This window comes from Vulgatibacter incomptus (genome assembly GCF_001263175.1).
GTDB lineage: Bacteria > Myxococcota > Myxococcia > Myxococcales > Vulgatibacteraceae > Vulgatibacter > Vulgatibacter incomptus.
Map to the genome: position 1 here is coordinate 1,237,501 of NZ_CP012332.1, position 13,820 is coordinate 1,251,320.

General features: G+C 69.0%; 12 protein-coding genes, 2 rRNA genes and 1 pseudogene (1 of these 15 running past the window's edge). 12 read left to right on the plus strand and 3 right to left on the minus strand.

Annotated elements, in window-relative coordinates; translation table 11 throughout:
• From AKJ08_RS04970 to AKJ08_RS20815, 5 genes and pseudogenes are all read left to right on the plus strand, one after another.
• A 23S ribosomal RNA gene (locus AKJ08_RS04970) occupies positions 1-197 on the plus strand; it begins 2,764 nt to the left of the window's first position.
• 175 nt (positions 198-372) lie between these two features.
• Positions 373-489, plus strand: a 5S ribosomal RNA gene (rrf, locus tag AKJ08_RS04975).
• 67 nt (positions 490-556) lie between these two features.
• Positions 557-1,192: an RlmE family RNA methyltransferase gene (locus AKJ08_RS04980; RefSeq protein ID WP_050725051.1), complete on the plus strand. Its 636-nt coding sequence runs from the start codon at positions 557-559 to the stop codon at positions 1,190-1,192.
• A gap of 109 nt (positions 1,193-1,301) precedes the next feature.
• Positions 1,302-2,900 carry a DUF6600 domain-containing protein gene (locus tag AKJ08_RS04985; protein WP_157370483.1) on the plus strand — a complete coding sequence of 533 codons (1,599 nt, stop codon included), beginning with the start codon at positions 1,302-1,304 and terminating at the stop codon, positions 2,898-2,900.
• A 243-nt stretch (positions 2,901-3,143) separates the two neighbouring features.
• A pseudogene (locus AKJ08_RS20815) lies at positions 3,144-3,713 on the plus strand (DUF6600 domain-containing protein); the annotation flags it as partial.
• Between the two features lie 406 nt (positions 3,714-4,119).
• Here AKJ08_RS20815 and AKJ08_RS20095 read toward each other — a convergent pair.
• The gene (locus tag AKJ08_RS20095; protein WP_157370484.1) at positions 4,120-4,716 is read right to left on the minus strand and encodes a hypothetical protein; all 597 of its coding nucleotides are present in this window, start codon (positions 4,714-4,716) and stop codon (positions 4,120-4,122) included.
• 173 nt (positions 4,717-4,889) lie between these two features.
• Here AKJ08_RS20095 and AKJ08_RS04995 point away from each other — a divergent pair, with 173 nt between their 5' ends.
• Positions 4,890-6,038 (plus strand): MFS transporter, encoded by a 1,149-nt coding sequence (locus AKJ08_RS04995; protein ID WP_050725054.1) that lies wholly within the window; start codon positions 4,890-4,892, stop codon positions 6,036-6,038.
• 148 nt (positions 6,039-6,186) lie between these two features.
• On the opposite strand, the gene boxB is transcribed toward AKJ08_RS04995, so the two are convergent.
• Both boxB and boxC read right to left on the minus strand, forming a co-directional pair.
• The gene (gene boxB, locus AKJ08_RS05000; RefSeq protein WP_050725055.1) at positions 6,187-7,599 is read right to left on the minus strand and encodes a benzoyl-CoA 2,3-epoxidase subunit BoxB; all 1,413 of its coding nucleotides are present in this window, start codon (positions 7,597-7,599) and stop codon (positions 6,187-6,189) included.
• Between the two features lie 75 nt (positions 7,600-7,674).
• Positions 7,675-9,315 (minus strand): 2,3-epoxybenzoyl-CoA dihydrolase, encoded by a 1,641-nt coding sequence (gene boxC, locus AKJ08_RS05005; RefSeq protein ID WP_050725056.1) that lies wholly within the window; start codon positions 9,313-9,315, stop codon positions 7,675-7,677.
• An 83-nt stretch (positions 9,316-9,398) separates the two neighbouring features.
• Between boxC and AKJ08_RS05010 the strand changes: the two genes are divergently transcribed.
• The 6 genes from AKJ08_RS05010 (at position 9,399) to AKJ08_RS05035 (ending at position 13,820) form a co-directional block, all read left to right on the plus strand.
• Positions 9,399-10,175 (plus strand): shikimate kinase, encoded by a 777-nt coding sequence (locus tag AKJ08_RS05010; RefSeq protein WP_157370485.1) that lies wholly within the window; start codon positions 9,399-9,401, stop codon positions 10,173-10,175.
• 134 nt (positions 10,176-10,309) lie between these two features.
• On the plus strand, positions 10,310-10,498 hold the full coding sequence (locus tag AKJ08_RS05015) for a hypothetical protein (RefSeq protein ID WP_050725058.1): 189 nt from the start codon (positions 10,310-10,312) through the stop codon (positions 10,496-10,498).
• A 38-nt stretch (positions 10,499-10,536) separates the two neighbouring features.
• A complete protein-coding gene (locus tag AKJ08_RS19080; RefSeq protein ID WP_050725059.1) occupies positions 10,537-11,244 on the plus strand; it encodes a hypothetical protein in 708 nt (235 codons plus the stop codon).
• Positions 11,238-12,059, plus strand: a complete 822-nt coding sequence (cpaB, locus tag AKJ08_RS05025) for a Flp pilus assembly protein CpaB (protein ID WP_050725060.1) — start codon at positions 11,238-11,240, stop codon at positions 12,057-12,059. The genes AKJ08_RS19080 and cpaB overlap by 7 nt, the downstream gene beginning before the upstream one ends.
• 15 nt (positions 12,060-12,074) lie before the next feature.
• On the plus strand, positions 12,075-12,923 hold the full coding sequence (locus tag AKJ08_RS05030; RefSeq protein WP_050725061.1) for a type II secretion system F family protein: 849 nt from the start codon (positions 12,075-12,077) through the stop codon (positions 12,921-12,923).
• 12 nt (positions 12,924-12,935) lie between these two features.
• Positions 12,936-13,820, plus strand: a complete 885-nt coding sequence (locus AKJ08_RS05035) for a type II secretion system F family protein (protein ID WP_050725062.1) — start codon at positions 12,936-12,938, stop codon at positions 13,818-13,820.

The window sequence follows — 13,820 nt, forward strand, 5'->3', positions numbered from 1 at the left end:
CAGTGGCATAGCTGGGTAGCCATGTACGGACGAGATAACCGCTGAAAGCATCTAAGTGGGAAACTCACCTCAAGACTACGACTCCCGGGCGAAAGCCCCTGAAGCTCCCTTGAAGACTACGAGGTTGATAGGCCGGAGGTGTACGCACGGCAACGTGTTGAGCTGACCGGTACTAATCGAGCGTGAGGCTTGGTTACCCATTCCTCTGACCGCCAAAGGCACTGGCGGCTCGAGGCCAAGGTCGAAGTCTACGACCTGGACGCATCACGAACTGCATCCGACTCGTACTTTCCGGCTCTGACCGGAACCTTCCTTCGTATGTGGAACATTTTTGGTTCCTCTTCGGTCCTGCCGTAGAGAGACCTCCGATTTTCCGGTGGCAATGGAGAAGGGGTCCCACCCGTTCCCATCCCGAACACGGAAGTTAAGCCCTTCATCGCCGATGGTACTGCACGGGAGACCGTGTGGGAGAGTAGGACGCCGCCGGATTCTATTTGCGCGCCCCCAGCGACTCTTTCGAGAGGCGCTGGGGGTTTTCGCGTTTGGCGATTCGCTCATGACCAAGTCCTACAATCCGAAGGATCCCTTCTTCAAGAAGGCCAAGCAGGAGGGGCTGAGGGCCCGCTCTGCCTTCAAGATCCAGGAGATCGCCGACAGGCTGAAGCTCTACCGGAAGGGGATGGCGATCCTCGACCTCGGTGCGGCCCCCGGGGGATGGCTGCAGATCCTGGCTCGAATCGTCGGGCCCTCGGGCAAGGTGGTCGGCATCGACCTCCAGCCGATCCGGGGCATGGGGCCGAACGTCAAGACGGCGGTCCTCGACATCTACGCGCCGGATCTCGACGAGAAGCTGCGCGAGCTCCACGACGGGGCGTTCGACGCCATCACCTCCGACATGGCGCCGAAGACCACCGGGATCAAGGCGACCGACGAGGCGCGCTCGATCGCCCTCGCCGAGCACGCCCTCGCGCTCTGCTCGAGACTGCTGCGCCCCGGGGGCTCCTTCGTCGCCAAGGTCTTCGAGGGCAGCGGCTTCGAGGACTATCTCCGCGAGGCGAAGAAACAATTCGACCAGGTGAAGCTGATTCGCCCAGAGGCCACTCGGGGGCGCTCCTTCGAGATCTATGTGGTCGGCATCGGCTTCCGGGCGGCCCAGGCTCCCCAGGCTCCCGCCGAGCCGGCGAACGGCTGAGAGACGGCTCCGTCTTCCGGGCGAGATCTCGAGGGTACGAAATCGAAAGTTTGAACATCGGCGCGGCCAGGGCGTCCAAGGTCTCGTAACCCGAATCCGGGGTGTGAAGATGCGAATCGTCAGTGGATCCAACCTCCTCGTCCTCGTCGCCGCCCTGGCCGTCGGCCCGAAGGCCATGGCCCACCAGCCGCCTCCTCCTTCTGTCGATTGGGACAGCGAGTCGGAGACGGACGACCTCCCTTCGTTCGCTCAGGACGAGCTCGACTGGGCCGGGTCGGACGATGACGACGACCAGGGCGAGACCCGCGTGTACAGGGTCCACTCCTATGGTCAGGACATTCCCTCGCCGGAGGACGTCGTCGCCGGACGTCGGGCTGCGATGCCCGCGCCTTCGCGGCCTGTCCCCGTCGCAGAGACGGCTCCCCCGTCCGCGGCGCCCGGTTTCGACGACTTCCGGGAGCCTCTGAATTCCCATGGCCGCTGGGTCCAGACGCCGGAGTACGGGCTGGTCTTCGTACCCCAGCGCCAGGTCGAGGTCACCGGCTGGCGCCCGTACCTCTACGGCCAGTGGGCCTGGACCAGCTACGGCTGGACCTGGGTCTCCGAGGAGCCGTTCGGTTGGGCGACCTACCACTACGGACGCTGGGACTTCCGCGCGGGCCTGGGGTGGTACTGGGTGCCCGGGTACACCTGGGGTCCGGCGTGGGTCGCCTGGCGGTTCGGCGACGCCGCGATCGGTTGGGCCCCGCTCTATCCCGGCTACGTGACCTACTCGTCCTCGTACCCCTACTACGGGGACCACTGGGTGTTCATCGGTGGCTCCCACTTCTACGGTCACCCGGTGCACCGCCATTGGCATCGCGACCGAGGCGATTACTACTACTCGCACTCCCAGTGGGCCCGGAGCTGGCGTGCGGGCGGTCGAGGGGCGGTCTACGCCGGTCCTCCCCGCACCTACGTCCAGCGGAACTCGCGGGGCCGGATCTACGAGTCGCGCATCGTTCCGTCCTCGGCGCCAGGGCGGGGCTCCTTCTCGGGCCGGTCCCATTCCTCCGGAGGCGAGCTCCACGTCTACCGGCCGGCGGCGAGGCCCGTCGGCCGCGTGCAGCCCGGCCAGCCTCCCGCCCGTCGGGTCGGCTCGGGCCTCGATCGTCCGAACCTTCCGCGGTCGACGAGCGAGAGGCTCCACCCGCAGTCCGGCGGTCGAGGCTCGGGCGCCAATCGTCCGAATCCTCCCCGTTCGTCGGGAGAGAGGCCCCGCCCGCCGATCGGCCCTCGAGGCTCGGTCGGAGGATCCTCGCTGAACAATGGGCCCAGCCGGTCTGGCTTCGGCGAGCGCTCGAATTTCGAGGCACGTAAGGATCGGGCGCCGAATCCGCCGCGCCCCGCATCTCGGGACAGCTCCACCGGTCGCCCGACACCGCCGGCGAGGGTCGAGAGGCCCACGTCGGCTCCGCGCGGCAACGCCCCTCCGCCGCGCTCGTTCGAGCGGCCGTCCGGCGGTGGCGCTCCGGCGCCTTCGGCCCGCCCTCAGGTCGCGCCGAACCGTTTCCAGGCTCCTTCCGGTGGTGGATCTTCCGGTGGATCCGCGATGCGATCGGCTCCGGCTCCCTCGAAGGGACCATCGCGGTCGGTCTCGGCGCCTTCTCGGAGCGGCAATGATCGCCACAGCGTCCAGCCCTCGGGCGGGAACCACCGAGGCCACTAGCCGGTCTTTTCGCGCCTGATTCGAGCGCGATTCGCGGTCTGCGGCAGGGTGCCATACCTGCCGACCGAGCGGTCCCCGGCGCCATGAGGCCCGCGCCAGGGGGGCCCGAGAGGGGCGTGAGCGCTGGTCCCTTCTCCCGCGAGAGGGGGCGCAGGCGTTTCAGCCCAGCCGGCAAGTGAGCAGATTCGGCCCAGGGCGCCGCTTCCTGCTTGGGCATCGTGCGGCGGCCGAGGGGGTCGAGAGATGACCGTCCGCTGTCGAAGCGGGCTCGTCGCCGCGTTCGTCGCCGGCGTCTGGAGCGGCTTCGGGCCGGGAGCTTCGGTGGCCAGGGCCCAGGCTCAAGGGCAGGAGGAAGCCGCGGCCGAAAGCGCAGTCGAGACCGATCAGCTCCCCAACTATGCGAACCAGGAGCTCGACGCGGCGGAGACGGCACAGGAGCCAGGAGCTCCTCGCGTGCCGCCCTCTCAGCCTGGGCAGCCGTCGCAGACGGCGCCTTCGGGACCCGTCCAGCTCCAGGACTTCTACCGCGACCTCTCTCCCTACGGCCGGTGGGTGAACACCCCGGAGTACGGCTACGTCTTCATCCCGGAGACGCAGTTCAAGGAGAGGGGCTGGCGGCCGTATCTCTTCGGGCAGTGGGTCTGGACCGCGTACGGCTGGACCTGGGCTTCCGACGAGCCCTTTGGCTGGGCGACGTACCACTACGGCCGTTGGACCTTCAGCTCCTCCTACGGTTGGCTGTGGGTACCGGGTTACACGTGGGGCCCGGCCTGGGTGGTCTTCCGCTCGGGACCCGGCGCCATCGGCTGGGCGCCGCTCTATCCGGGCTTCGTGACCTGGACCCCCGACTATCCCTTCTTCTTCGACGACTGGATCTTCTGCACCCCGGCCCTCTTCTTCTTTCACCCGATCAACCGCGTCTTCATCCACGGACACACGGAGCGCCTCTTCGTCCAGACCCGGTTCGATCACAACTTCCGGGTCAACGGCAGGGGAAGAGTCTTCGTGGGGCCGTCGCGATCCTTCGTCCAGCAGCACATCGGGAGGCCCGTCCCGGTGACGAGGATCGTGGCAGCTCCCACTCCGCATCAGGTGGGCGTCGAGCGGGGGCCGGGCGGCGATCCGACGGAAGCCCGAGTGTTCCGGTCTGCGCCAGCGGCGCGTCCCGGAGCGCCAACGGCACCGCGAGCCGTCGGCTCGGGGATGGTGGCGCCGCACCTCACGCCGTCCGGGAGCGTGAACCTGCCGGCGCCGAGGAGCGGCCACGTGGCGATCGCGCGGCCGGCTGCGCCTCCTCCGTCCGCGCAGCGTCCCGCCGGAGCCCCGCCGACGCCGCGGGCCGCACCGGCCCCGACCGCGCCTCCGGGGCAGCGACCGCCCGCGGGAGCTCCTCCGGCCCAGCGACCGCCCGCGGGAGCTCCTCCGGCCCAGCGACCGCCTTCGGGAGCGCCTCCGGCTCGCCCGCCGTCAGGAGCGCCACCGCGGGCAGCTCCTCCGCCTCCCGCGGAGCACCCGCCCGCTGCTCCGCCGCCTCCGTCGCACGGAGCCCCTCCATCCGCGCCGCCTCCTCCATCTCACGGAGCACCTTCCGCGCCACCTTCCGCGCCGCCATCCGCGCCACCATCCGCGCCACCATCCGCGCCACCTTCCGCGCCACCTTCCGCGCCACCTTCCGCGCCACCTTCCGCGCCGCACGGAGCCCCGTCCGCGCCACATGGCGGTGGCGCTCCCCACGGTCGATAGGGCGACCCCCGGAGTGGGCCGGAAACGACTTCACCCGCTCGCAGGCGGGTGAAGTCGCGGCGGCGGTTCTCATCACTGGAGATCGCCGACCTCGTCCGGTGCCGCTTCCGGCACGGTCGCACTCTCTGGGAGGGAGGCCGCGACCGCAGGAGAGAGCCGCATTTCGCCGAGGGTGTGGTGCCAGCGCCAAAGCTCTTGGCCCGGATTCCCTGGCGCCGCCGGAAGGAGTAGAACGGCGCCGGATCGATGCGCCTACACCTTTTCTACTTTCTCTACTACGCCGCCGCCGGCATCACGACGGCCTACCTTCCGCCTTATCTGAGGTCGATCGGCCTGAGCGGCGTCGAGCTCGCCGTCGCGACCTCGATCCAGCCGCTGCTCATGATCGTGGTGCCGCCGGTGTGGGGCTTCGCAGCCGACCGTACCCGACGTACCCCGCAGCTGCTGCGGATCGCGTGCTCCGGCGCAGCGATCGCGTTCGGGCTTCTGCACGTCGTAGGGCGGTTCGCCGGCGTCGCGGGAACGATCGCGCTGTACTCGCTCTTTGCGACGGCCATCGCGGCTCTCGCAGACAGCGTCGCCGTGCCCTACGCCCGCGCGCGCGGCGTCGACTACGCGAAGATCCGGGTCTGGGGATCGATCGGCTTCGTCGTGTCGTCCTGGACCTTCAGCCAATGGCTGTCCCGGGGCGGAGGGGTCTCCGACGCCATCGTCCTCGCCTCGGCCCTGATGATGGCGTACGCGGCCGCGTCCTTCCGGCTGGTCGCCGAACCCGGGTCCGTCCGGGGCGCGCCGCCGGATCTCCGTGAGGTCCGCCGCCTGTTGCAGCGGCCGGAGGTCGCGCTCTTCCTCGGCGCAGCGATGTTCCACTGGGCGGCGCTCGCTCCCTACCACGTCTTCTTCGCCATCCACCTGGGCGATCTCGGCGCCGATCCGTCCTGCATCGGGCTGGGCTTTGCGCTGGCGATAGCGGCCGAAGTCGCGGCGATGTGGCACCCGCTCACGTCGCGGTTGCCGGCGGTGCCGCTCCTCGCCCTCGCGTTCGGGGTCGGCGTGGCCCGCTGGACGCTGACCGCCTTCGCGCCCACAGGAGAGATGGTCGCCTGGCTGCAGCTCGCACACGGCGTGGTCTACGGGGTGTTCTTCGTCGCCTCGATCGGACACCTCGAGCGGCTCGTGCCCGCGCACCTCCTCGGCACGGCGAGGGCGCTGTTCTCCGCGGTCGTCTTCGGGATCGGCGGCTTCTTCGGCAACCTGCTGGCAGGGCTCCTCTACGACCAGGGCGGTGGACGGCTCGCGTTTCTCGCCGCCGCGGCCCTCGATCTCGTCCCGCTCCTATTGCTGGTCCTCGCTCCCCGCGTCGCGCGCCGGACCGCGCCCGTCGCCACCGCCTGACGATCCGCTCTCGTCTTCGGGGAAGCCGTCATACCTCCGCTCCTTCGCGTGAGTGGCGTCCTGACGAACGGAGCGCGAAAACGAAAACGGCCCCGCATGTGCGGGGCCGCCTTCACGCTCGAACCGCCGGAGCGAGCCAATGGCGAGATCAGCCCTCGTTGTAGCGGACGTACTCGAAGTCGATCGCCTGGTCGTTGATGCCGCGGGGCGGCGGGGCGATCCAGTTCGCGAAGTGACCCGGCGTGATGACGGGGTTCACCATGAGGCTCTTGACGTAGGTCCGATCGGCGTCGGACGGCAGCCACTCGTCATGGTGCGCCTGGAACTCGGCCTCCGTGATCTCCCGGCCGTCCGGCGAGAAGTTCTTGCCGGCGAAGAGGCCCTGGGCCCGGTGGAAGCGGCGCGAGGGGAGGGTGAACGCGAAGTCCATCCCGGCGAGGTGCTTGTTCCAGCGGTTCAGCGCCTTCTGGCAGTCCTCGACATAGGCGTCGCGGAGCACCTCGTTCATCGCGGAGCGGAGGGCGATCTCCTTGCGGACGAGCTTGTCGTCCTCGTAGACGTCCATCGCGTAGGTGCCGTCGATCGCGAGATGATCCTCGAAGCTCTCCTCCTTCGCGCGGCCCTTGATGCCGGCGCCGAAGAAGTTCGCCGCGTTGGTGGAGATCTCGCTGCCGAAGAGGTCGAGGGACACCGAGTACCAGAAGTTCAGGTAGCGCTGGATCATCTCGAGATCGATCGCGCCCTCGGCCCGCGGATCCTTGCCCTCCTTCATAAGCTGAACGGTCCGCGCGATCACGCGCGCGATCCCGGTCTCGCCCACGAACATGTGATGGGCCTCCTCGGTGAGCATGAAGCGGCAGGTGCGGGAGAGGGGATCGAAGCCCGACTCGGCGAACGCGAGGAGCTGATACTTCCCGTCCCGATCCGTGAAGGTCGTGAACATGAAGAACGACAGCCAGTCGGTGCAGGGCTCGTTGAACGCGCCCAGGATCCGGGGCTTGTCGGAGTCGCCCGAGCGACGGTGGAGCAGCTCCTCCGCCTCCTCGCGGCCGTCGCGGCCGAAGTAGGAGTGGAGCAGGTAGACCATCGCCCACAGGTGGCGGCCCTCCTCCACGTTCACCTGGAAGAGGTTGCGCAGGTCGTAGAGGGAGGGGCAGGTCTGGCCCAGGCGGCGCTGCTGCTCCACGGACGCCGGCTCGGTATCACCCTGGGTGACGATCAGGCGACGCAGCGTGTTCCGATGCTCGCCGGGGACCTCCTGCCAGGCCGGCTTGCCGAAGTCGTCGCCGAATCCGATGGTCCGATTCGGCACCGGATCCGCGAGGAAGATCCCCCAGCGGTAATCCGGCATCTTCACGTAGTCGAAGTGGGCCCAGCCCTTGGGGTCGACCGAGATCGCCGTGCGGAGGTAGACGTCCTTGGTCTGGAAGCCCTCCGGCCCCATGTCGTTCCACCACGAGAGGAACTCCGGCTGCCACTGCTCGAGGGCGCGCTGGAGCCTCTTGTCGGAGGACAGGTTGACGTTGTTCGGGATCTTTTCGTTCAGCGCGACGTTGCTCATCGAAACTCCTCGTCCGGCCCTCCGCTATTCGCGGAGCTCCGGTGATCCCGGCGCCGGGGCGCCGAGGTCGAATTCTCAGGTCCTGCGGAGGTCGAAGTCGGGACGCTGCCCGGCCTTCCCGTAGAGCGAGAGCGCGCCCTTCTCGCCGGTGGCGTTGGGACGGATGAAGATCCAGTTCTGCCAGGCCGACAGCCTGCCGAAGATCTTGGTCTCCATCGTCTCGGGCCCGGCGAAGCGGAGGTTGGCCTCCATGCCGGTGAGGGCGTCGGGGCTCATCGCCGCGCGCTCCTCGAGGGCGATGCGGACCTCGTCCTCCCAGTCGATCTCGTCCGGGGCGAAGGTCACGAGGCCGGCCTCCAGGGCAGCCGCCGCGTCGAAGCCGCCCTGGTGGGCCAGCACCTCGGCGAGGCGCTCCGGCTCACCCAGGAAGCGCACCTCGAGGCGCGATAGCCCGGAGCTCGTCGGGAGCGCGCCGCGGTTCGCCGAAGAGAGCTCGAGGGTCACCGGGCGGTCGGGATCGTCGAGCATGTAGCTGCGATCCGCGGCGAGGGCGATCTCGAGGAGCACGCCAGCGAAGCAGGAGCCGGGCTCGACGAGCGCGTAGAGCGTCCGGGCGCAGAGGTCGAGGCGCTTGAGCACCCGCTTCTGGAGGAGGCGGATCTCGCGGACGAGCCAGTCGCCCTGGTGCCGGTCGAGGGTGCGGTCCACAGCGAGGACGGCCTGCGGATCGCCCTCGGTGCGCAGCGCCAGGAGGCCGATCTCGGGCTCGTTGAAGCGCAGGTGGAGGAGGGCGTCGTCGAGCTCGCGGAAGGCGGCGATGGCCCAGGCCGCGGAGCCGACCTTCAGGAAGCCGGCGGGATCCTCGGGCTGGGGCTCGGTCGGACCGCGGACGGTCAGGGTCGCGATCCGCTGGCCGCGATCGATCGCGACCGAGACGTAGCGGTAGTCGATGCGGTCCGCCGTGCGGGTGACCTGGAGCGGCTGGAGCTCGATCCCCTTCGCGTCGGCGGGGCGATCGCTACTGGCTGCGAGCGCGCCGGCCATCTCGCGGACCTTGGCGTCGAAGCGGGTGCGGGGCGCCACCTCGTCCACCAGACGCCACTCGACGGCGCGCTTCCCGCGGACGCCCTCGGCGGTGGTCGAGAAGAAGTCGGCGTGATCACGGCGGACCTTGCGCTTGTCCACCACCCGCGTGAGGCCGCCCGTACCGGGGAGGACGCCGAGGAGCGGGACCTCGGGGAGCGAGACCGCCGAGTTGCCGTCGTCGACGAGCAGGATCTCCTCGCAGGCGAGGGCGAGCTCATAGCCACCGCCCGACGCCGTGCCAGCAGCGGCGCAGAGGGTGCCGATGCCGGACGCGTCCGCGAGCTCCTCGAGGTAGAGGCGGGTCTCGTTCGTGAACTTGCAGAAGTTCACCTTGAAGCCGTGGCTGCTGGCGCCGAGCATGTGGATGTTGGCGCCGGCGCAGAAGATCTTGTCCTTCAGCGAGCCGATGACCAGCGCCCGGACCTCCGGGTGCTCGAAGCGGAGGCGCTGGACGGCGTCGGCCAGCTCGATGTCGACTCCCAGGTCGTAGGAGTTGAGCTTGAGCTGGTAGCCGGGGCGGAGGCCGCCGCTCTCCTGAACGTCCATCCAGAGGCGGGCGACGTCGCCGAGGATCTCCAGCTTCCAGTGGCGGTAGCGGGAGGGGTGGGTCTCGAAGAAAATGGGATCCATGTGCCGATCGTAGCGGAAGCAGCTGGCCGGCGGCAAGCACTATAGTTCTGGAGCCCGGGAGGGCTGCGCAGTATAGTGCAGGTGTGATCGATCTCCTCCGCCTCCTCGGTCAGCGGGTCCGCGAGCTACGGCTCGAGAAGGGTCTCTCGCTTCGGCAGCTCGCCAAGGCGAGCGGCCTCTCCGAGCGCTTCCTCTCGGATCTGGAGGCGGGGCGGGGCAACATCTCCGTCGCTCGGCTCGCCGATGTCGCTGCCGCTCTCGGGAGGACTGCCGCCGGGCTGCTCCGGGAGGCGGAGGCGTCGGGCGAGGCGCAGCGGGTGGGGGTCATCTCCCTACTGGGCCTTCGAGGGGCCGGGAAGAGCACCATCGGGCCGAAGCTCGCGTCGCGCCTGGGGCTCCCCTTCTTCGAGCTCGACGGCCTGGTCGAGTCTCGCGCCGAGCTCTCGCTCGCGGAGCTCTTCTCCATCCACGGCGAGGACTACTACCGGCGGCTGGAGCGCGAGGAGCTCGAGCGCTTCCTCGCGAGCCACGACCGTGCGGTCCTGTCCACCGGAGGTGGAATCGTCGCGCACGCGGAATCCCTGCGTGTCCTCGAGGAGCGGACGGTCATGGTCTGGCTCCGCGCGGACGCGGACGATCATTGGAGCCGCGTGGTCGGGCAGGGGGACATCCGGCCGATGGCGGATCGGCCTGCTGCCAAGGCCGAGCTTCGCAGGCTCCTCGTCGATCGGGAGCCGCTCTACGCCAAGGCCCGGCTTCAGGTGGACACGACCCGCCTCGGGATCGCTGGAGCGGTCGACGAGCTCGTGGAGCGGCTCGCCCAGCCTGCGGTTTCCGGCACTTCGGCGGCGCAGCAGTAACGCCACGCGACGGCTCGGGCTGAGATCGGGGGTCGGTCGGCTGACCGATGTGCGGTCGATCTCCGCCCAGCTAGGGTCAGGTCTCGAAGCTCGCTCGCGGTGGGGTTGCGCCGACCGCAAGCGAAAGGGCCGCCATGTTCTCTCGGATCGCGGAACGCACCGGGTTGTCGAGCGAAGCCGGACAGACCCTCACCGAGTACGCGCTCGTCGCAGGAGGGCTCGCCGCCGCCGCCCTGGTCGCGGCGGGGCCCCTCGGAATGCTGGACGCCATCCGCCGCTACTTCGGCTCCATCTACTTCGTCCTCTCCCTTCCGCTGCCGTGAGGTTTCGCGCGATGCGTTTCGAGGAACCAAGGGCCAGTTTGAACGGTCGACGCCCCCTCCGATGGCTGAAGTTCGGCGTCTACCTCGCGAGCGCCGCCGTGACGATGGCTGCCTCGGCGCCGGCGGCGCGCGCGTTCCTGGCCCTGGTCGCCGGCCCGTTCGGAGAAGCATCCCAGATCGGTGGCCTCGCAGCTCGATTCGCCTGCGCCTGCGTCGCCGCGCTCGTCGTCGCCTGGCTCGTCATCGATGCGGCATTCGATCGCATCGTCCCGCGACGGCTCCTGGCCGTCCAGCTCGCCGTCATGAGCGCGACCTTGCTCGCCGGGAGCGGTGGCCCTCCCACGCGGGTCGGATCCGCCGCGGTGGAGGCGATGCTCGACCGCGCACGGTCGGTGGCCGCGGACTCCCTGGGCAAGGGCGAATCGCTCGCCGCCGTCGAGCCTTCCGTGCGGGCCGAGCTGCTCCAGGCGTTTCCCCACACGCCGTTTCGCGACCGGTGGCTCCGCAGCCTTCCGCCCGCGCTGGTCGTCCTCGAGGGCGCGGATGGTCCCCTCCTCGTGCCTCGGCCCGGCGATCCACCTGGAACCCTCTATCTGGCGATCGCGCCTTCCGGCGCGGTGGGCTGGATGACCGCGCTGGTGCTCGATGGCTCGGAGCCCGTCCTCCTTCGGGAGAACGGTCGACCGCGGATCGTGGGCGTCGGCCGCTGCCTCGGCGATCGAATCGAAGGAGAGCGAGAATGCTGAAAGGACGAACGCCGCTGTTGATCGCGATCGGCTTGGGGCTCCTGGCCGGCGCGGTGGCCTACGGCTCCCTCCGAGCCAAGGAGCGCGAGGTGCGGGACGGGTGGAACCTGGTCCCCGTCCTGGTCGCCGCCGAGGATCTCGAGGAAGGGAGCGTCCTCTCGTTCGAGATGATCGCCAAGAGCCGCATCCCGGAGCAGTTCGTGACCGGCTCGGTGGTCCGCCCGGAATATGCCGAGAGCGTGATCGGCCAGCGGGTGATCGTGCCGATGCGAGCCGGCGATCCCATCCTCTGGTCCCAGTTCGAGACCGCGCGGTCCCTCGACCGGCTCTCGCCCGCCATCATGAAGAAGGGCCGGGCGATCACGGTCTCGGTCAACGAGAAGAGCTCGGTGGGAGGTTGGATCCGCCCAAACGATCACGTGGACGTGATCGGCTCGATCCGCGATCCGAATACCCAGGAGATCGTCACCCTGACCCTCCTCCAGAACGTGCTCGTCCTCGCCACCGGCAAGTCCATGGGCACCGGCGGCGGACTCCCTGCGGACGGACCCAGAGGCTACGGAGACCTCTCACTCCTGGTGCTCCCCGAGGAGGCCGAGATTCTGGTCCTGGCCCAGGAGCTCGGCTCGCTCACCTTCGTGCTCCGGAATCCGGAGGAGCTCGACGTCGAGGAGGATCGGGGCCGGGCGACCATCGGGACGTTGCTCACGGGCGAGCGCTCCAAGGCGCTGCGCCAGCTCCGCTACCAGACCATCCAGGTGATCCGGGGATCGGCAGGGACCGCGGAACGCTCGGGGATCGTCGGAGCGCCTTGAGCGCGGGGGCATGTCATGTTCGAGCACGTCCTGGTCTCGCTCCTGGTCGTCGCCTCGGTCTCGTTCTTCGCCTGGGTCGCGTTCGGCATCATCGGCAACGCAATCGCGCGCCTGAAGCAGCGCTACCCCATCCGCAGCCGCTCCGATCTGCGCGATCTCCTGCTCTTCCTCGATCGCCGCGCGATCGCCGTGCTCTCTCTCTGCATGGGGGCGATCTCCGTCGGCGCTGGAATCCTGCTCGGAGGATGGCTGACCGCGACGATGTTCGGGGTCGGGGGCGCCGCCGCTCCACCTCTCTTCGTTGGGATCTATCGGAAGCGGCGAATCCGATCGTTCGAACGCCAGCTCGTAGACGCGCTCCAATCGCTCGCGAACGGGCTTCGGGCGGGACTCACAATCCCCCAGGCGCTCGAGCAGATCGCGCGGGAGGCGACCGCACCCCTGGGGCAGGAGTTCGCCCTCCTCGTGAAGGAGCTCAAGGTCGGGGTCCAGCTCGACGACGCGCTGGCAAACCTGGCCTCGCGGGTCGAGTCGGACGACCTCTCCCTCGTCGTGGTCTCGACCAGCACCGCAAGACAGCTCGGCGGGAACATGGCCGAGATGCTCGAGACAATCGGAGGGACGATCCGAGAGCGCTTCCGCCTGCAGGGCAAGATCGCGGCGCTCACCTCGCAGGGGAAGATGCAGGGTTGGATCGTCGCATCGCTGCCCCTGCTCCTGGGCGCCGTCATGCGACACATGCGGCCCGACCTCGTGGAGCCCATGCTCGATCACGTCTTCGGCTACGCGCTCGTCGCGGCCGTGGTGTTGCTCGAAGCGGTTGGTCTCTTCTTCATCCGGAAGATCGTCAACGTCGATGTCTGAAGGAGGGGAGTCATGCTCGCGTCCATCGGGATTCCGCTCGCTGTCGCGCTCGCCTTTGCGGCCGCCTTCTTCGGCGCGTCGTGGGCCCTCGACCGCTGGTTCGGGGGGATCCTCGGATACGTTCGTTCCTCGGGAGGATCGTCGGGGCTGCAGCGCCTTCGTCCCTTGCTGCTGCAGCCGCTCGGGAGAGCCGTTCGACGGTGGGTCGGCCCGGGCCACCAGGAGCGCGTGAGGCAAGCCCTCGTTCGCGCCGGCGAGCCGGCCGGCCTCGAGCCCTCGGAGATCGTGGCGCTCCAGATCGTCGCGCTCGCGGGATTCCTGTTGGTGGGCGCGATGATCGGCCACGCGCTCGATCGAGCCGTCCTCGGCGCGATCGCGGGAGCCGCGCTCGGAGCGGGATATCCGCGGCTCTGGCTGCGCGAACAGATCCAGCGGCGGGAAAAGGCGATCACGAGAGCGCTCCCGTTCGGTCTCGATCTCCTCACGCTCTCCGTGGAGGCCGGCCTCGACTTCTCCGGCGCCCTCGGCAGGGTCGTGGAGAAGGGGAAGCATGGCCCTCTGCGCGACGAGCTGGCCATCGTGCTCAAGCAGCTTCGGATGGGCCGCACCCGCGAAGATGCGTTGAAACAGCTCGCCGAGCGGGTCCGACTCCCGGCGGTGGCCTCCTTCGTCACCACCGTCATCCAGGCCGATCGGATGGGCACCAGTCTCGGAAAGGTGATGCGGATCCAGGCGACCCAGCTCCGCCAGGACCGATCGCAGCGCGCGGAGAAGCTCGCCGGAGAGGCGCCGGTGAAGATGCTCTTTCCGCTCATTGCCTGCATTTTTCCCACGGTGTTTCTCGTCCTCTTCGGGCCGATCGTGTTCGCGATGGCTTTCGGCGGATTCGGAGGGTGA